Origin of the sequence: Myxococcus sp. CA023 (genome assembly GCF_010998615.1) — a bacterium.
In the GTDB taxonomy this organism is placed as follows: domain Bacteria; phylum Myxococcota; class Myxococcia; order Myxococcales; family Myxococcaceae; genus Myxococcus.
The window spans coordinates 42,872-61,461 of sequence record NZ_JAAEAH010000060.1 but is presented as its reverse complement, the minus strand read 5'-3'; the positions used below and the strand labels follow the sequence as shown (position 1 = coordinate 61,461).

The window sequence follows — 18,590 nt, the reverse complement described above, 5'->3', positions numbered from 1 at the left end:
TCCTACCGCCGGCCGCCCCCCGCCCGCCCTCAACCTGGACAATGCCTCATGCCTTACCCATGGCATGGCCCCGGAGCACGTGAAGGGTGCCCTCCAGCAGGGCCAACTCAACTCCGCCTACAGCCGGGAGGGAAAGGCGGGCCGCTATTCGCGGCCGGCGGACAAGAACGGCGGTGGCGCGCTGGCCGTCTACACGCGCGCCGTGGGAACGCAGCAGGCCGGCTGGCCTTCGAAGGGCTATGGCGTGGGGAGCAATGACAGCAAGGTGCAGCTGATCCTCAGCCCCAACCTGTTGCAGACCCCCAACCATGGGTGGCGGGCGTCCTCCACAGACAACGGGGGCCTGGTGCCCGGTGCGGCAAAGAAGGACCAGGTCGGCCTCCCTCAAGGGGATCCGCTCAAGCGGACGAAGCAACTGTGGGGCAAGCAGACCGAGTCGGGCCGTAACGGCGCCTTCAACGAAACCGTGAAAGACACGTCCATCAAGGAGAACAATGAGCAGCTGCACTGGGAGAAGGTTCCCCTCCAGGGAAACCTCAAGGGAATGGTGGTGACGTCCCAGGCCAGCTTCAACACGCTGATGGGGCTGGAGGGCGCGCAGCAGACCGCGGGCGCGGCTGGACGGGGCACCGTCCGATTCGGGGACCAGGACGTTCCCGTCGTCCTCGCCGAGAAGAACTCCTCGCTGCTCTCCACGCTGCAGAGCGCAGGCATCGCTGATGGCAACGGACGCGTCCGCTGAAGCAAGCGGCGATGGCATGGGGACGCCGCCCACTGCGAGCCCTCCGTGACGCCCAAGCTTCCAACCCCAGACACTTCAGGCTCACTAGTCGCCCCACGTCGTGGAGATGTAGTCCTCCACTGAGGGCGGGAACTCCTTCCAGAGCCACAGGTCAACCCGCGTCCCCACCAGGGACTTCTGGCGGGGCTCGCCGTCCCCATCCGAGAACACCAGCAGGAGGTCATGGCGCGACGGAGGCGCGGCAAGGGCACCGACCGCGCCGAACGGAAGCCGGCACTCGATGTCCTGGCCTCCCTGCCGCGCCCGCCACCGGCACCGTGCGCCGTGTACAGGCCAGTCCACACGGGTCCCCCGGAAGTCCCTCCACTGGCGCAGGGACGCGTGGCCCTCCGGCTCCAGGACGACCGCGTAGTATGGACGGAGCTCCAGGTGGTCCGCGAAGACGGAACGCAGGCCGGGCCGAGCCGGCGTCACCCGGTCATCGCTCACCTGCGCGGCCAGGTACAGCGCGGTGGCCCCCTGTGCCAGCCGCCACGTGACGGACGCATCTCGAGGGCCCTCCCACGCACCCAGGCCATGGATGACGTTCGAGTCCGTGCGCGCCGGGAGCGGCTGGACCGGCGCCCACGCAGCGTCGCCCGCGATGTCCCCATCCACCGTGGGCTCAGCCTTCATAGGGACGGTGTGGTAGCCCTCCTCGTCCAGGAAGGCTACCCGTGACGGCGGAGCCTGCATCACAAGGCGGTCCGGCGAGCCGATGAGGACACAAGCGCTCGAGCTGATATCGCCACCGCTCCCGCCGCCCTCGACGAAGGTCGCGCACGCCGTCGTGCCCGTCAGCCCAACGCCGGTAAGGCCAGAGGACTTCGCCACCTCGGCGAGCTTGAGGACATGCGGAGCGCCTCCGTCCGACTGCCCCACCACACATTCCCACACCCCGTCGACGGGCATGAGCGCGATGCACGCCGACGCCGAGCAGGAGCCCACCGCGGACACCAGCTGCTCGCCCGCGCCCGGCTGCGTGGCACAGAGCTTCGCCGCCTCCTGGAGGAAGCGCGCCGCCGGCTTTCGCCCCGTGCACGTGGGCGGCGTCAGCGTTGGCCCGCGATAGGGCGGCTCGACGGAGCAGGAGGCCTCCGGCTGCTTTCTCGGCTTGGGGGAGGGCGTAGGAGCCGTCTGGGGCCTGCGCTTGGGCGTCCGGGCCACCTCCACGAGCGAGCCGTCCTTCCGGCGCTTCGAGCGCAGCACGGACGTGCGACGCGCTTCGTCCCATTCCCGAACGTCGATGTCCCCCGCCTCGCTCGCCCGGGTGACCTTCGCGTCCTCGGCGTCAGCGAGTTGCAGGCTCCCTGTCACCGTGCCCTGCTGGTCTGTCACCATCAGGCACCACTCCGCGGCCATGTCGGGCCGCGGGGAGTCATTGCGCAGGGCGACGCAGTAGTCCTTCTGGCAGCGCGTGTCACAAGAGAGGTGTTCCCAGTCCTCGGGGGCCGTCATGCACGACACCACGTCGGACGCCGCCCCCACGTCGCGGCAGGGCTCGCCCGCGGAGGCGCGCGAAGCCAGGACGAAGAGCCCCACCAGCGCGAGCCGGAACGCCATTCTTCGCCGTTCACTCATGGAAGCCTCGCCTGCTTCTGTTGCTCGATGGAGCGCGCCTCCTCCAGGGTCGGCGGCACCTCGCTCACGAAGGCTTCATGCAGCAGCGATCCCATCAGTGTCTCCTGCGTCCCTGGCTGGTCCGCGTCCGAGACCCAGACGGAGAACCACGACGGACCGGGCACCGCGGGGATGTAGAAGATGACGCCATTCGGGATGCGGCACTCGACCGCATAGCCCCCATCCTCGGGGGCCCAGGCGCACCGGGACTCGAGGGGCCAGTCGACGTCACGCCCCCTCCGGTCCCGCCACTGCCGCAGGGACACCTTCTGGTCCGTGCCGAGCAACAGCGCGTACCGGGCGCTCCCGAAGTCGAGCTCCAGGTGGTCCGTTCCGACGTCTGGGACGCCCCGCGCGAGCGGAACCACCCGGTCGTCCCGGACACGGGCGGCGAGGAGCATGCCGTCCGCGTCATGCAGCAGCTTGAGCCGGACGGAAGAATCCGCGGGACCGTTCCACGCGCGCACGCCATACCGCAGGTGGGCTCGCGTCTCGGCCACCACCTCGCGGGCCAGGCCCCACGCGGCGTCATCGAGCGTCCCATCCACCCTCACCGGAGACGCCGCCGGGCCCACGAAGTACACCCCGTCCGACTCCAGCGGCGAGCGCTGGTGCGGCAGCAGCAGCCGGTGCGGCGGGGCCGCCGCGTAGCAGGTTTCCTCCAGGCATGCCTCTCGGTTCTTGCAGCCCGTGTCCACGTGCGCGCAGAGCGTCTCGCCCCGCACGTCCCATTGAAAGGCGGTCCCGTACACGCGAGGCTTCGGGAGCCGATGGGCGGACCCCTTCGCATCCACCCAGGCCAGGCACCACTCACCCGCATCCCGCGCGCCGCGCTTCACGGGCACGACCGTCAGACACCCCTGCGCGGAGCACGCGCCCTGTGGCGGCGTCTGCATCGACGCGGGATGCGAGGGACTCGTGCAGGTGGCGCGGGCCTTGTCGAAGACTTCGGAGGACGGTGCCCTGCCCGTGCAGGCAAAGAGCGTCTGCCGGTGCCCCGGAACGGTGCAGCTGCCCTCGGGCGGTGGACGCGGTGAGCTCTCGATCGGCGGACGGAATGTGAGGGGCTCCGAGACTTCGAGCTTCCCCTCCGGGGTGCGCGTGAGCCGGACATGGCCGACAGCACCTCCGGCGAGCACGGTCAGGTCCACCATGCCCGACGCCGACACGTCCAGGCCCGTGCGACCGAGGCTTCCGGGGCCCAGCGACCAGGAGCCGGTCACCGCCCGCATCCGGGCATCGAGCGCGAGCACACACAGCCCGGGCATCCCGGTCTGGAACCTCTGCTCATCCGTGCGGATGCAGAACTCCTGCGTGCAGACCTCCTGGCACACGGAGCTGTGGTACGAGGGATTCGACTGACAGAACAACGTCGAGGGCTTGCCGGGCACTTCGCACGGCGTCTCGGCCGCTGCGCGGGTGCCAGCGGCAAGGGTGATGACCAGGGCGAGACACCCTCCTCGCCACCTGGTCTTTGGAATGCCCATGAACCGGTCCCCATGCGATGCATGTGCCACGCCGAAGCGGGCACCTCACGCACGAGAGCAGGGAGAAGCGCGGCCCTGCAACCACAGCGCCGTGGTCTCGAGACCGCAAGGCGCCTGAGGGCCCGAGCCCGGCATTCCGACCGGGTGCGCTGCTGGAGGACGAGGGGCAGCGCGGGCCGCGGGGCGCCCCGACGCACGGAGCCGTCGAGCAGGCCAAGGGAGGGGCGAGTGGCTTGCGCGACGGAACGGTGGATTCGCCACGGGTGTCTCGTATAAGCACCCGCTGGAGGTCCGCTGTGCTGACCGTCGTGTTGCTGAGCCTGTTGGCCGTGCCTCCGGTGGAGGTCGAGGTCTTCGTCCCGCTGTGTGACAACGCGTTGATCCAGTGCGGCCGTCCTCCCGCGGGAGCTCCGCGCGCGCTGGAGACGAACCTCTACTGGGGGGCGATGTACGGTGCGGAGAGGTTCCTCTCGCGGGCTCCTGGATTCAAGCTGGTCAGCCGAGAGCCGGGCCCCGAAGGGGCCGCGGTGCTGCGCGAGCTCGTCCTGGAGCGGACCGCGGCGAAGGGAGAGCGGCCCGTGCGGCTGCGGCTCCACGCCTATGCAGGCGACGCGATAGACACGGCGCTAGAGGACTTCCTGCGTGCGGCGGCGGGCGCGAGTCGCGCCGACCTGTTGGTGTGGGCCGGACATGACCGGCTCATGGACCGCGAGCCTCCCCGAGTGGATGCACCGCCGGAAGCCACGCCCAGGCCAGTGGTCGTCCTGGCCTGCATGAGCGAGCAGTACTTCGGTCCGGTGCTGAAGACGCTGGGCGCGAGCCCCATCGCGCTCACGCGAACGATGATGGCGCCCGAGGCCTATCTGCTGGAGGCGCTGGCCAGCACCGTGGCGCGCCATGGGCCCACGGAGCCCAAGGCCATGCGCACAGCACTCATGGAGGCCTATGCGCGCTATCAGCGCATCTCCCTCCGCTCCGCGGGCTCCGTCTTCTCGAAGCTGCCCCCGTCGGAGGTCGCGCCGTCGCGCGCGGCGGCTCCCGCACAGCTGTCGAGACCGTGAGGCGAGCGACAGCGCAGAGGGCAGGCAGGCCTCTGCCGTGACCGCGCCCGAAGTGTGCATCAGACCGATACATCGAACCCCGGTCCAGGAGGCGCAACGACAGACTCTTCGTGCGCCAGCAGAGGCCCCACCTGGGCGGGATGACCTGTCGCAGGCCTGATTCTCCAACTGCAGCAGCTCCTCGTGGCCTACGCCGACTTCCGCGCCAAGTCCTAACACTCCTGCGTCAGGGGCCCGAGGCGTGAACGGGGAGACCGAGCAGGCGACGTGAGGCGCGCCCCAGGTTCGTGCGGTGGCTGGTAGGACAGCGAGGCAACCAGGTGGCAATCACACGCGCCATCGCGAGCCGTTCGGTGATGAAGCTGTCGTAGAAGTGGCGCTCAGGCCGAAAGTGACTGTGCGTGGATTCAGACGCCCCACGGGCCAAGGGGGAAAACGCCGCGTGCGTTCCGCCTCTCGCTGGGGTACGCCCGCGGCGACGACGCGGCGAAGGGCAAAGCATGCCGAGCCGGTGTACTGCCGCTGGACGCCCACCGAATGCTTGCCCTGCTTGAGCGTCCTCGAGGAAGCGGGTGAGGCCGTGCTGCCGCACGTATACCGTTGTCGTGCGCGTGGAGAACGTGTCGGCGGGTGCCATCGGCCCGGCGGAGCGGAAATGGCAGGTCGCAGTGCTCCAGTTCTGATGAACGGGTAACGCATCTGCCCTTCGAACCAACTCCACAAGATTCGGGACTCGACCTCGCACGAGGCTGGCTCGTTCACCTCACGCACCAACTCGTGAGGACATCGAGGGAATCTCCAGAATGTGAACACCCTGGCGGCGAGCCATCGAAGCGCCAGTCCATCTGGACCCGTCCAGTTCTCAATTCTGGAGCATGTCACGGGACCTGCGACAGGGTAATAGCCCCGACCGTGGAAGGTTCGATTCCCGCAGGCGAGCGACGAGGGCGATGCCCAGCATCGCGCGCCTTCACGTTTGAAATTCACAAGAACCAAGGACAAGGAGCGCTGGAATGAGCGAGAAGAATCACATGATCGTTCGCCCCGTTGAGAGGGGCGACTTTGAACAATGGCTTCCGTACTGGAAGAGCTACCTGGAGTTCTACAAGATCACTTTGCCGGAGGAAGTGACCCAGGCGACCTGGGAGCGATTCTTCGACGACCGCGAGCCGATGCACTCGGCCGTCGCGGTGGACGGCGAACGAATCGTTGGTTTTGTCAACTATCTCTTCCACCGTTCGACGTGGGCGCAGAATGACTTCTGCTACCTCGAAGACCTCTTCGTCGCGCCAGAGACACGGGGACGCCATGTAGGCAAAAAGCTCATCGAGTTCGTACAGGAGCGCGCCCGCGCAAAGGCCTGCGGGCGTCTCTACTGGCATACTCAAGAAACCAATCTCACGGCGCAACGACTCTACGATTGGATCGGAGAGAAGCCTGGTGTGATCGAATATCGGATGTCGCTCGCTTGATCGACAGATGACCGTCGAAGCGCGTCTCGGCGATGCTTGAGGCCCTCGGCATGGATGAGGCGGGGGCTTCGGCGGTCGTTACGACGTGTGGTCTGAGGTCGCGTTCGGCTCAGGCCAATAGTGGCTGTCGGGCAGCGCGCGCGGGCCGAAGATCGCCTGCCCCACGCGCACGATGGTAGCGCCCTCCTCGACAGCCAACTCGAAGTCGCCGGACATCCCCATCGAGAGCTCGTTCATCGCGATGCCAGCCGGCGCCTCCTCACGCAGCCGCGCGCGCAGCTCCCGAAGCAGCGTGAAGCACGGACGCACACACGTCGGATCGGCCGACAGCAGCGCGAGAGTCATCAGCCCACGGACGCGCAGCGAGGAGAAGGCGGGCAACTCGCGGACGAAGCGGGCGACCTCATCCGGCGGCAGGCCGAACTTGCTGGTCTCACCGGACGTATTAACCTGCACCAACACGTCGAGCGCGCGCCCCTCCACCTGCAAGCGTCGATCGAGCGCCTCCGCGACGCGAAGGCTGTCCAGCGCCTGAAACTCGCTGGCGAAGCGCGCGACGACCTTCGCTTTGTTCGTCTGGAGGTGCCCAATCACCGACCACCGCAGGTCGGTGAGATCTGCCATCGCTTCGGCCTTACCCAACGCCTCCTGGACCTTGTTCTCGCCGAGTTCGCGGCAGCCAGCCGCGTAGGCCATGCGGATGCGGGCCTCGGGCATGGTCTTGCTGACCGGCAGGAGACGGACCTCGACCGGATCGCGACCGACTCGCACACACGCAGCGGCGATGCGCCCGCGAACAGTCGCCAGGTTGCGCCGAAAGTCCTCGACACTGTACGCAGGTGAATATTCCGGGGTGCTGATGGCTGCCTCCTGGAGCGCGCACGTCCTTGCGCGAGTTCGTAAGTAGCGGGAGACTGGCCCCATGGGCAGCTCCAGAATCAATAACGATGAGGGTCCAGTTAGGCGACCGTGGCGCTTCGACTTCACCCTCGAACGGGACACGTCCGTGTCGCAGCAGACGCAGCTCACCCGAGCGCTCATCCACGAGATCCAGCGCGGGCGGCTCCCTCCGGGCTCGATGCTACCAGGAAGCCGAACCCTCGCAGACCAGCTCGGGGTGAATCGGAAGGTGGTCGTCGCGGCGGTTGACGAGCTCGTCGCCCAGGGGTGGCTCGAGACGCGCCCCGCCTCTGGAACGCGCGTGGCGGCCTCCCTACCGCGCTCGGCGATCGCTGACGTCGAGTTGCCCACGCAGCGCAAGTCGGCCTGGCCCCGTCGGGACACCTCCCTCGTGTCGATCACCGATGGGTTGCCGGACCCTCGGCTCGCGCCACAGGCGGAGTTGGCGCGCGCATACGCGCGGGCGCTTCGCTCTCTCAGCCGAGCGGCGGCGGGCTACGGCGACGCAGCAGGAGATCCGAGCCTCCGCGAAGTGATTTCGAGCTTCGTCAATCAGGCGCGCGGGCTCTCCACAACCATCGATGAGATCTTCCTCGCTCGTGGAGCGCAGGGCGCGCTCGGTCTCTACGCACTGGCGATGCTCGAACGTGGCGACGTGGTCGCTGTGGAGGTGCCAGGTTACGCACCTGCGTGGCGCGCGTTCGAGTTCGCGGGGGCCAAGGTCTCGTACATCCCCATCGATGGCGAGGGATTGAGGACCGACGTCCTCGAGAAGACGGCGCGGAGGTTGTCGGGCAAGCTGAAGGCCGTCTACGTGACGCCGCATCATCAGTACCCGACGTCGGTCTCCATGACGCCGGAACGACGGATAAAGCTGCTGCAGCTCGCCGAGCACTTCGACTTCACCATCGTCGAGGACGACTACGACTACGAGTACCACTTCGAAGGTGAGCCGCTGCTACCGCTCCACGCGACCGGAGGATCGCGGCGCGTCGTCTACATCGCGTCGCTGTCCAAGCTGCTCGCGCCGACCGTGCGGCTCGGCTACCTCGTCGCGTCGGAGGGGTGCATTCGCAAGCTGAAGGAAACTCGTGAGCTGCTCGAACGACAAGGCGACGTCGTCCTCGAGCACGCCATCGCGGAGCTCTTCGAAGACGGGACGCTCCAGCGTCACGCGAGGCGAGCCCGTCGAGAATACAAAGCACGCCGAGATCACCTCCTCGCGCGGCTCCGCGCGACGCCTGCACTCGACGAGTGCTTCGACTACTCCGTGCCGGCGGGTGGGTTGGCGCTGTGGCTGACCCTGCGCAAGGGGAGCATCGACTCGTTGGTGGCAAGGGCGCGTGAGGAGCACCTGCTGATGGCTCCAGGCTCCACCTATCTTCCCAAGGGGCGCCTGGACGCCGTTCGGCTCGGGTTCGCCGCGCACACGCCGGACGAGCTTACGCGAATCTGCGACACGCTCGCCCGTTGCACTCCAAGCTGACCGCCCCGCTGTCCCCCTCCTTCCTCCCGGGCGGCCTTGCCCCCGAGGAGGCAGCGCATGGCAGGCGTCATCACATGCCCCTCGGGGCTGACGGGCCGCATCCGCGGCATGAAGGTGCAGGAGGAGCGCGTCCTCGCTGACAGAAAGCTGGCGAAGAGCGGCGGCCAGATGGATGAGCTGCTCTCCGCGTGCTGGGAGGAAATGCACTGTGCCAACCAGATACTCGGCCGCTGCGCCCTGAGCGCGTCAATACGAGTGAGCGAGGCGCGCGCGTGCAGAACGTCTCCGCCCTGGTGGCCTACACGTGGGCGAGGACGGGATCCGGCACCTGCCGGTCATCCCCCTGGGTGGCAGCGAGTCCGTAGAGTCCTGGCTGGAGCTGCTGCGCCAGTTGCTTGAGCAAGTCCTGACGGGCGTGCGGCTCGTCATCGCCGACGGGCATGCGAGGCTCGCCGCCGCGGCCCGGCAGGCGCTCCCCGAGGCGCAGTTGCAACGCTGCACGGTGCACCTCACCCGCAATGTCTTCGGCAAGGCCCCCCTGGCGGCTGCGAGGACGGCTGGGAAAGCAGACGTCCGCCATCTTCGAGCCCCCCCACCTGCAGGACGCCAGGAAGCGACTGGAGGCCCTCCAGGAGGGACTGGGGCGCCAGATGCCCGAGGCTATGGAGTGCCTGCGCAGTACCAACGGCCTGGAGCGGCTCCACAGCGAGGTCAAGCGCCGCATCCGCTCCGTCGGCGCCTTCCCGGATCGCGCCAGCGCTCTGCGCCTCATCACCGCCGTCGCCCTCGAAACCACCGGCGTCTGGGACGACCGCCGCTACCTCGACATGTCCCTGCTGAAATCAAACCCAATCATTGCTGCCTGACATGCTCGAGGAGTTTCCCTCCCCCGAACCCCCTCCCGAACAACTACACAAGATTCGGGACTTGACCCTTGCGGGTCTGGGCACAGGACAATGGCCATTCCTCTCACACGTGCGCAGCCTCTGGGAGATGATGCTGGTAAAGAGACCTCTCTCCAGGACTCTGGATCCAGCTTGCGCCCGGAGCCCCTTCCGAGATAGGCGCTATCCCTACTGCCGCGCGTTCGACGGCTCCGAGCGCAAGAGGTTCGTTGCGCTCGATTGAAGGAGCCCCGATGCCTGACAAGACACCCGATATCTCAGCAGCAGAGCCCATGTCCTTGGACCAATTTCTCGCGGCGCCCATCGAGCAGGTGCGGCGGATAGCGCCCGCCACGCTCATCTGGGTGGTGGAAGGTACTCGCCGCAGTGCCGCCCTGGCCGGCATCGACGTGAGTTCCGAGGACTATGCCCACTGGTCCATCTCCCAGATGAACGCCTGCGTGGAGCTGTTCTTCCACCACGGTGTGCGCCACGTCATCACCCCCTTGCTCACGCCGAGTCAGTTCGCCGAGGTCACCCCGCGCTACCGCGAGCGCCTGTTCGACTGGGTGGCACTGCTCGTAAAGGAGTTCTCGCTGCTCACCGCCTCCCAGCACAAGGGCTGGCGCCTGCGGTTGCTGGGCGCGGAGAGTCTGCCGGATGAGCTACGGCCTCTTTCCGAGGAGGTCGCGGCGGCCACCCCTCGGGGCGAGCACACGCTGTGGTGTTCGGTGGTGGCGCAGTCGGGGGCCCCCTGGAACGAGTTGCTCCAGGCCGTGGTTCGCACCGGAGCCCGCACCCGCGAGGATGCCATCCGCGCGCTCTACGGCGAGGACATCCCTCTCGCCCAGTTGATGATTGCTTTTGGCAAGCCCATGGTGTCCCCGGAGCAGGTCCCTCCCCTGCTGCAAGGCCCAATGGACTGTTACTTCACCCAGCGGCCCGGCTACCGGCTCACCGAGCGGGAACTGCGCACCGTGCTCTACGACCATGCCTACCTGCGGCGCACCTGGCGCGCCGACAAGACGGGGCGGGCGGAAGAGGCCATCAGCCACCGCCGCGCATGGGAGGAAGGACCCATGGTGGGGCTGGGTATCCGCCTGGGCCCATTCTGGTACCCCGCACCCATGATGGCCCCTCCCCTGGAGGACACACATTGAAGTGACGTGCTCCTGGACTGCGCCCGCTCCTTCCCGCGGTCCAACACCTCTTGTCACCCCGCCCGGCCACAAGGCCGATGGCCTCGTAGAAGTACGACACGAGGGAAGTTGGGGCTACGGCCGGCGCACGCCCCATCAAGTCGTACGGCCCTCGCTTCCGAGGGAGTGCTGGCGCGCCCAACGACTCCAACTCGGAGCGTGTACCGATAGGGCGTGGCCCGTTTCATCAGATGAACGCGATGTTCACTTCGAGGAGGAAACATCCATGGCAGACCGGTCTCACCTCGTCACCAATCTCCGTGACGCCGACCTCACCGGCGCCAACCTCACCGACGTCACGGGAATCACCGAAGCTCACTTGAAGAGCGCCGAGGCACAGACAGGCGTGGCCATGCCAGACGGGGCCCGTCACGCAGAGGAGAGCCCCCGTCCGAAAAATGAAGACCTTCAACACCGCGCACGGCGTGTGCTGCGCAGCGCCTGTGCACATCTGGCCCAAGCCCAGTCAGCGGATGGTGCGTGGCGGGTCCATCCCGCGCCAAGGCTCCTTGAAAATGCCCTGGCGTGCTTGATCGCGGATGCATTCGTTCCCGAATTGCGACCGCACCTGAGCGCGACGCGTCGCTGGGTCCAGGCCGCACCGGTCCAGAACCACCACGAAGTGCCTCGTCTGATAGAGAGCTGGCTCCAAGCGTGGGTGGGCGGCGCGGACCCCACTGCCAGCCTTGACGTGTCCCATCCGATCTTCTCCGAGCCGGTCTTCTGCGACCGCCGGAACTTCTTCCTCGCGCTCGCGCTCGCGGTGGGCGCACCCGTGCGCGGAGGGCCATCTCGCGAGGAACTCCAGGCACAGGTGCTGGAGCGGCTCCTCGCCCGTCAGGCCGTGCGGCTCAAGCGTTGGTCGGGAGCGGAGCTGGCCGCGCTGTTCCTCTTGCTGGCCGATGAAGCGCCGTCAGCGGACACCGAGGAGGCGCTGAAGGCGCTGCGCGAGGCCCAATCGGCCTCGGGCTCCTTCGGTGGGCAGATGGGGGCGACCCTCGTGGCGCTCGCGGCGCTGCGCCGGTGGGCCCCCACCTCGGAGGCATTCGCCCGCGCGCTCGACTTCCTTCTGCGCGAGCGCACGACAGCGGGGGTGTGGTGCTTCAGCTCTACGGAGGTATGGGACACGGCTCTGCTGTGCCGAGCGCTGGAGGGTTGTGAAGACCTGGAGCCCGCGATGTTCGAGCGTGCCTGGTCCTTTCTCCTGCGCTCTCAGAATGAGGACGGAGGCTGGCCCTACCGGGAAGGGGTCGAGTCGGATACCGACACCACCGCGATGGCGATGCTTGCCCTGCCTCGCACGGACGCCGGGACGTCCGCGTCGGGCCTGGGGCGAGCGTACCTGGAGCGGATGCGGACCCCAGCGGGGTTGTGGCTGACGTGGCAGTCCCGGGACGACCCGCCCGCCGAGGACGTGGTCGCACATGCCATCATGGCGTTGCGCAAATGGGGCACGGTCCCTGCGTTCTGGGCCCCCGCAGGGGAGTGGCTTGCACTGCGCGCGCGGCAGGAAGGCGGCTGTCGTGCGCACTGGTACAACATCGACTCTTATGCCGCTCACGAGGTGGGGCTGGCGCTTGGCCCCTCCCATGACTCGACACGGCATCTTGCACGGGAGTTCGTTGAGCGGCAGAACCCGGATGGGGGTTGGCCCCCCACGCAAGGGGCGGCGAGCTCGGCAGCTGCCACGGGTATGGCGCTAGCGTTGCTGACCTTCTACCTGCCCAGTGAGCACCTGTGCGTGACTCGCGCCATCCACTACCTGGCGGAACTCCAAGAGCCGGGGGGCTCTTGGCCTGGGCCGCTGCAGATGTACGGTCCAAGGCCCTTCGCTACTGATTACCCCATGCAGATCCACGCCCTCTCCGTTCATGGACTGGCCGCTGTGGCAAGGGCCTCCCGTACCCCGCCGCTGCCACTCACGGAAATCTGAGCTTGCCCGACGGAAGCGGGTGAAGCTCACAGCGCCTCTGGCAGTCGTGGGCCGGGCCCTGCGCGTCGCCAACTCCGGAGAGGGCGTGGAGGCACCGAAAGCACAGGCCAGCCCCGAACGAGGCACAGAAGGCACAAACGAAGATGCCGCAGGTGTCTTGTAGCCCAAACTGCTGTGCGGACGCTTCTCGTTGTAGTCGCGCCGCCACGCCTCGATGAGGACGACGGCATCCCTCCTGGTGGAAAACCACTCCGCTGACAGGCACTCGTCCCGGAAGCGGCCGTTGAAGCTTTCGTTTTTGTGGAGATTTCCATCATGACCTCGATTTCGAGGTCCCTCTCGGCCAGCAGCTTCTTCAGACGCGCGTGCTCCTTCTCCAACTCTTTGAGCCGCGTCGCGCCGCCTGTCTCCATGCCGCCGAACTTCTGGCGCCACCGATAGAGCGTCTGCTCGGCGACGCCGTGCTTCCAGGCCACCTCCACCACGCTGGCCCCGGGCGCCTCCGCCTCCCGCAGGATGCTGACCCTCTGCTCCTCGGTGGTAAACCTGCTCTTCCTCACGACCGACCTACCTCCTGGCCGCGAGGACTCTCTCACGCTTCAACTGGTCCGAAAATCGGGGGGCAGACCACGCCAACTTCGACCTGCTACGCCGTCGTGTGCTGCTCGCCGTCTGAGTCTACGCATCACACAAAGTGAGGGAGAGCCACGAAACCGGGGCAACTTCACGAATGGCACTACCGCTCTTCGAAGCGCACCTGAGCCATCACATGGTCCAGGGTCGCCAGATGCAGCAGGACGTTGTGCGCTCGTCGCGCGAGGTCCGAAGTGGCCTCGAGCGTCGTCTTCAGTTCCTCGAGGGGCAGGTTCGCCAGGGTGGCCAAGCGCTCCCAGAGCGACCTCATGGACGCGCCCCGCGGCTGGACACGGTCGCGCACGGCCACGGCTCCCAGGATGAGCGCTACCTTCAATCGCCGCTCGGCATCGTCTCGGGTGCTGGGGTCGGTCAGCCACCCTTCCAGTGCCTCCTGGAAGACCTCATCTGAACATTGCCTGCGCTGCAGCACCGGACGCTCAATGGTCATCCACAGACGACGAATCTCCTCGTCAACCAGAGATACCGGTAACGCAACGGCGCTTCGCTCGACCAGCATGTCGAGCACGCGCGCCCGGGCCTCGTGAACAGCGGCAACCTCCCTTTCATCCTGGAGCTCTTCTCCGATACGCAGCATGACTTCGTCGAGCGTAGAACCACGACCGAGGAGCGCGAGACACGCGGGGGAATCCGCGCCGGGTACCAGCAATTCGTGCGCGGCTTTCACTTCCACAAGGAATCGTGCTGGCACCTCACGCAACGACGCCACTGGGTAGTCGCATGGGAGCATCACCTGCACCTCCACTTCCGCGCCCACGTGCAGGCCTACCAGCGCCTCAAAGAATCCAGGGAGCAGAGGCTCCGGAGCAACCTCGGCCCTCCAGTCACTGCGCGACGAGAAGGGAATGGGACGTCTCCGGGCAAAGCCGATGACGTCAAGGGAGACTTCATCTCCCTCGGCAATCGCCTCACCTCGAGCGAGTACCCTCCGTCGAGCGGACGCCCGACACAGCTCCCGAAATCGCTCGTGGATGTCTTGCCCTGTGACAGGCTCGCGAGGAGGAATGGAAACCGCAAGCCCCTCCAGGGACGGCGGCGCGCAGGAGGGAAGCGCCACAGAGCGGTCGTCCACGGACAGCGCTGGGGATACGCGCATCAAAAACATCCGTCCCTTGAGTTCCTCGAAGGAGGATTCGGCCCCGCTGCTCATCCAATCGCTGTGCTTGCGCTGCATGGGACCTCGACGGATTGTGGATGTGAGGTGATTCCCGACTCCGGAAAGCGGAGTCGGTTCCTGGGTACGAGATGCCCCGTCCCGCCCTCCACGAGCGCGGAACGAGGCATGCGGGCAGAAGCACTGCCACAGCCCTCAGTCGTCTTCGCCGAAGATGGACCCCAAGAGACTGGAAGCAGCCGAGACGACCCCTCCCACCTGGCTAACGATGGGGATGTTCGTCGCTGCGGCAAGCGACCCGAGGGCGGTAACGGAGGCCGCAATTGCCTTGATGGGCTTTTCTTTAATATTCTTCAAAGCAGCAGCCGCTGCCACCCCATCCGCGACAGCAATGCCGACATTCAACCCCGGAACGAAGCGGGCGGAGGCCTTCGCCACAGCGGAGGTTGCGCCATTGCGAGCAAGAAGCGATGCCGCCTTGAAGGCCTCCTTGGTAGCGATCTTCAACTCCGAACGCACGGGGAGCTTCTTGGCAGCATCGACTGCCGCTCTCTTCGCAGCGTTGTTGGATTGGTGCTGAATGCCCTCATTGAGAGAATCGAGACTCGCCTGCGCGGCCTTTCCCGCGATGTCGGCGGCCTCTTTCCCTGCAACCTGCCCCCCCTTGCTCTGAACCTTGTCCTGAAGCCGGTTCTGAGCCGCATTGCGTAAAGAGTAGAATGTCTCGAACGAGGCTGCCGTCTCGAGCCCCCCCTTGGCGATGTTGAATGCGTTGGATGTCAGACTCGCCCCCTTATCGACAACCCCCGTCACATCGCCCTTCTCGATGGCCTCACTCAGCTCCACGCCATTCTGCGGAAGCTGCGCCAGTGAGCCCGCCAAGCCCAATGCACTTGCGCCACGAGACATCGGAGTGTTCTTCGGCTCGACCTTCCCCCAGCGTCCCCTAGATGGGTCGTTGCGGGTCTGCGAGGCCAACTTGATATCTGCCTCCGTCTTCGCCCCCTCCCCTACGCGCTTGAGCAACTCCAAAGGCGCTGGGCCCCCATCTTCCTTCTTGTCATCCGCCCCCCTCGCAGGCCCATTAGGCGCGCGCGGGTTCACCGTGGCGTTCGGCGTCGACTTCGCAGGAGCGTTCGTCTGCGAAGCATGGGGAGTCGGCGTCGGCGTTGGCTTCGCAGGAGCGCTCGTCCGCGAAACCTGGGGAGTGGGAGTCGGCGTCGGAACTCGAGGGCCGATAAACGGAGGCGCCGACGGATTGGCATGCCCGGATGCACCGTACCGGTGAGCGGGCGGGAACCGATCAAAGCCATCATTCAACCGTTGGTTTGCCACCGACGGGGATGGTGTTGGCGCCGGAGAAGCCTGTGGACCGGACGTCGGCGTATTGTTTTTCGCCGGGACAGCACTGGGTTTCGAAGTGGATTTTCGCGCGGGCGGCGGTGTCTTGGACGAAGAGCTGGGATTGAGTAGCGATACCATTGTGACTCCTTGAAGTTCATGTCGCAAGAGGGGCTCCTCTCGCACACCTCAGTACGCATCTGCCTGCCTTGTGATTACGCCCGGGCCCGTTGTCAAAAATGAGCAGACCCAGTCCTCCAGGCTTCTTGGAAGAATGCACCGTATGACCTCATTCTGTCTGGATGCAGCCGAACTGGAGGAAGTCGAGGAGGTTCCCACCTTCACCTCGTAGCAGATGACGAGGCGGCGGAAGTTCTGGAGCCAGGGGAAAAGCCGCTCCACTCTCCATCGTCGACGGCGTCGACACAGCTCTCGTCCATCCTGTGTCTTCGTCTTGCACCCTCGCTGGTGGGGAGCAATCAGCTGCACTCCCCGCTAGCGTCACAGTCGCTCATCCATCAACCCACCGGATGGGTTCGAACATGGCCATCCCTTCCATGCCGGTCCGCAGCCCGGCCTCCCCCATGTCTTTTCATCATCTACACACGCACGAGGACAGGCCCTGCCCCTTTCATACCCGCTTTCGGAAACGCCGTGCTCAGGATGAGTCCTGCCGCACCGCCACCTACAGCAACCCAAGCTACATGAAGATGTGATTGGAGTCGCAGTACTGGAGAACACCAGCGGCCCCGTTCCTCAAGCAACTCCACAGCGTAACGCGTATGCCCGACCCTGCGCGGGGCAAGGACACGTTGCCCGTGTTGCAAAGGCCGAGGACACCGTTCGGGTCCTGCACCTCCTTGCTGTAGCTACCCCACTCAAGTATCCCTACGGCGCGGAGCCCATCCGGCGCACCGCTATCGCACACGGTCATGAATCCGGAAGTGGCCGAGGTCGTATAAACCTCGACATCCGAATATCCCCCCTTGGGGGAATCCCGCGAACTCCACCCGATCAGGAACTCTTCGGCATGAGCAGTTGGGACAGCTATTACGGTCGCGGCCACCACCGCGGCCCTGATCCCAGAAAGATTCACATATCCCTGTCTACGCATCTGCTGCCTTTCGTTCGTTACTGCGGTGTGATGGTGATTCACGTCACGACAAGTCCTATGGAAATGATGGTTCGACGAGTTCCACTCCGTGCGTGAAGAAGTCGGGCAAGGGCGGCCCCCCGGCCTTCGAAGGTAAAGAGGGAGGGATTCGGCGTGCGTCCCAAATTTTCTTCCGGACGAACCCCTCGAGAGAGGTGTCGAACGCGAACATCCCGTGCTCCTTCCATCACATCTCGGGTGTCCACGGAGCCGGGCTACTCTCGGTACAACGTCAGGTGAGGGTAGTGCCGCAAAGCCCAATCCACGGGCCGCCCCTGGTGCCAGCGCCATGGGCCGCCCTATCGGTTCGCTCGCGGATCGCCTTCGCGTATCGCGTTTTCGAACAGGTCAAGGCGCCTGCGTGCTCGGGAGGGTCAAGGGTCGGCTTCATCGAAACCCGAACGGCTCCGCGCCCTTGCCCCTTCCTCTGCGCGCAGGCGTAAGACAACCGGCCGTAAGCGGCCAGAGATATTGCGCGGCGTCCGTCCCCAGGTCCTTGGCAATCTGCTGCTGATGGCGGCCTCGGGCCGCTATCAGCACCGCCCGGCACCGGTCGCGCAGGCGCCGATTCTCCGTCATGCGGAAGCACGCCCTGAGCTCGCCCCTCTGGTCCCCGCTCCCCTCCAGCCAACGCACGTAGGGTAAATCCGAGAAGGACTCGTCGAGTCGTGAATCAGGAAGTGACCATGCACCTCAGGGCTTCTTCTCGCTTGAGGGGGACCTTGACATCAGGACATCATGATGTCGTGATGTCCTGATGGATGCTACGCGTGAATCCAACCCGCTTTATGCGAAAGTCGAATTGACGCTTGCTTCTGAAATCGCAGCTGGGGTCCTCCCTCCTCGCAGCCAACTTCCCACGGAAGACCGCTTGATTGAGCGGTTCGGCGTGAGCCGAACGACAGTCCGAAAAGCGATCGAGAACCTCGTGGCTCGTGGCTTGGTAGAGATCCGGCGCGGCATCGGTACCTTCGTCGCACAGCCCAAGATCATCCAAGAACTGACCGAGCTGACTGGCTTCGTCGAGGACATGCAGGCACTCGGCCGCACCCCGACCGCTCGGCTCCTGGATAGTCAAATCGTCCCAGCCGATGCTGACGTTGCCCGGCAACTCGCCGTGTCGCCCGGCAGCCTTGTCATGCGTATCCAACGCGTGCGGCTCGCCGACGGCATGGCCATGTCCTTCGATGAAACCTACCTGCCGCGCGAGATAGGGGAGAAGATCGTCACCCACGACCTAGAAACCGAGCCAATATTCGCACTGCTCGAAGAACGATACCACCTGCCACTGATTGAGGCCGAATACCGGCTAGAAGCCATCACAGCCACACCGACCGTTGCACAGGCCCTCGCCGTGGAGCCCGGTAACCCGGTCTTCCTGATCGAGCGCACGTCATATAGCGAAGGGTCTCGCCCCATCGACTACGAAAGGCTCCACTATCGCGGCGACCTCATCAGGTTCATCACTCGCTTGTCCCGGCGTCCACGCGCGCGGTCATGAGCCG

At 66.0% G+C, this 18,590-nt stretch carries 12 protein-coding genes and 4 pseudogenes; 8 read left to right on the top strand and 8 right to left on the bottom strand.

What is annotated here, in order from left to right:
* A partial coding sequence (locus F8M74_RS25095) for a hypothetical protein (RefSeq protein ID WP_205604101.1) occupies positions 1-742 on the top strand: 742 nt, incomplete at its 5' end.
* An 84-nt stretch (positions 743-826) separates the two neighbouring features.
* On the opposite strand, the gene F8M74_RS25090 is transcribed toward F8M74_RS25095, so the two are convergent.
* Complete coding sequence (locus tag F8M74_RS25090) at positions 827-2,344, bottom strand: hypothetical protein (RefSeq protein WP_141255452.1); 1,518 nt, start codon at positions 2,342-2,344, stop codon at positions 827-829.
* Positions 2,345-2,358: 14 nt separating this feature from the next.
* Positions 2,359-3,888: a hypothetical protein gene (locus F8M74_RS25085; protein ID WP_141255453.1), complete on the bottom strand. Its 1,530-nt coding sequence runs from the start codon at positions 3,886-3,888 to the stop codon at positions 2,359-2,361.
* A gap of 296 nt (positions 3,889-4,184) precedes the next feature.
* Between F8M74_RS25085 and F8M74_RS25080 the strand changes: the two genes are divergently transcribed.
* A complete protein-coding gene (locus F8M74_RS25080; protein WP_141255454.1) occupies positions 4,185-4,949 on the top strand; it encodes a hypothetical protein in 765 nt (254 codons plus the stop codon).
* A gap of 1,013 nt (positions 4,950-5,962) precedes the next feature.
* Positions 5,963-6,421 carry a GNAT family N-acetyltransferase gene (locus F8M74_RS25075; RefSeq protein ID WP_141255455.1) on the top strand — a complete coding sequence of 153 codons (459 nt, stop codon included), beginning with the start codon at positions 5,963-5,965 and terminating at the stop codon, positions 6,419-6,421.
* Positions 6,422-6,499: 78 nt separating this feature from the next.
* On the opposite strand, the gene F8M74_RS25070 is transcribed toward F8M74_RS25075, so the two are convergent.
* Positions 6,500-7,282 (bottom strand): YggS family pyridoxal phosphate-dependent enzyme, encoded by a 783-nt coding sequence (locus F8M74_RS25070; protein ID WP_141255484.1) that lies wholly within the window; start codon positions 7,280-7,282, stop codon positions 6,500-6,502.
* Positions 7,283-7,343: 61 nt separating this feature from the next.
* Between F8M74_RS25070 and F8M74_RS25065 the strand changes: the two genes are divergently transcribed.
* The 4 genes and pseudogenes from F8M74_RS25065 (at position 7,344) to F8M74_RS25045 (ending at position 12,823) form a co-directional block, all read left to right on the top strand.
* The gene (locus F8M74_RS25065) at positions 7,344-8,807 is read left to right on the top strand and encodes a PLP-dependent aminotransferase family protein (RefSeq protein ID WP_141255456.1); all 1,464 of its coding nucleotides are present in this window, start codon (positions 7,344-7,346) and stop codon (positions 8,805-8,807) included.
* A gap of 272 nt (positions 8,808-9,079) precedes the next feature.
* Positions 9,080-9,673 (top strand): annotated as a pseudogene (locus tag F8M74_RS38060) (transposase); the annotation flags it as partial.
* Positions 9,674-9,984: 311 nt separating this feature from the next.
* Positions 9,985-10,851 (top strand): hypothetical protein, encoded by an 867-nt coding sequence (locus F8M74_RS25050; protein ID WP_141341511.1) that lies wholly within the window; start codon positions 9,985-9,987, stop codon positions 10,849-10,851.
* Positions 10,852-11,581: 730 nt separating this feature from the next.
* Positions 11,582-12,823 (top strand): prenyltransferase/squalene oxidase repeat-containing protein, encoded by a 1,242-nt coding sequence (locus F8M74_RS25045; RefSeq protein WP_162295033.1) that lies wholly within the window; start codon positions 11,582-11,584, stop codon positions 12,821-12,823.
* 147 nt (positions 12,824-12,970) lie between these two features.
* On the opposite strand, the pseudogene F8M74_RS38055 reads toward F8M74_RS25045, so the two are convergent.
* The 5 genes and pseudogenes from F8M74_RS38055 to F8M74_RS38045 form a co-directional block, all read right to left on the bottom strand.
* A pseudogene (locus tag F8M74_RS38055) lies at positions 12,971-13,117 on the bottom strand (transposase); the annotation flags it as partial.
* A gap of 2 nt (positions 13,118-13,119) precedes the next feature.
* Positions 13,120-13,383, bottom strand: a pseudogene (locus tag F8M74_RS38050) (transposase); the annotation flags it as partial.
* A 176-nt stretch (positions 13,384-13,559) separates the two neighbouring features.
* Positions 13,560-14,651 carry a trigger factor gene (locus F8M74_RS25030; RefSeq protein ID WP_141255461.1) on the bottom strand — a complete coding sequence of 364 codons (1,092 nt, stop codon included), beginning with the start codon at positions 14,649-14,651 and terminating at the stop codon, positions 13,560-13,562.
* Between the two features lie 135 nt (positions 14,652-14,786).
* Positions 14,787-15,623, bottom strand: coding sequence for a hypothetical protein (locus F8M74_RS25025; protein ID WP_141341514.1), 837 nt, complete (start codon positions 15,621-15,623; stop codon positions 14,787-14,789).
* 669 nt (positions 15,624-16,292) lie between these two features.
* Positions 16,293-16,424, bottom strand: a pseudogene (locus F8M74_RS38045) (IS5/IS1182 family transposase); the annotation flags it as partial.
* A 1,418-nt stretch (positions 16,425-17,842) separates the two neighbouring features.
* On the opposite strand from F8M74_RS38045, the gene F8M74_RS25020 reads away from it, so the two are divergent.
* Complete coding sequence (locus tag F8M74_RS25020) at positions 17,843-18,586, top strand: GntR family transcriptional regulator (RefSeq protein WP_141255463.1); 744 nt, start codon at positions 17,843-17,845, stop codon at positions 18,584-18,586.
* The last annotated feature ends 4 nt before the right edge of the window (positions 18,587-18,590 follow it).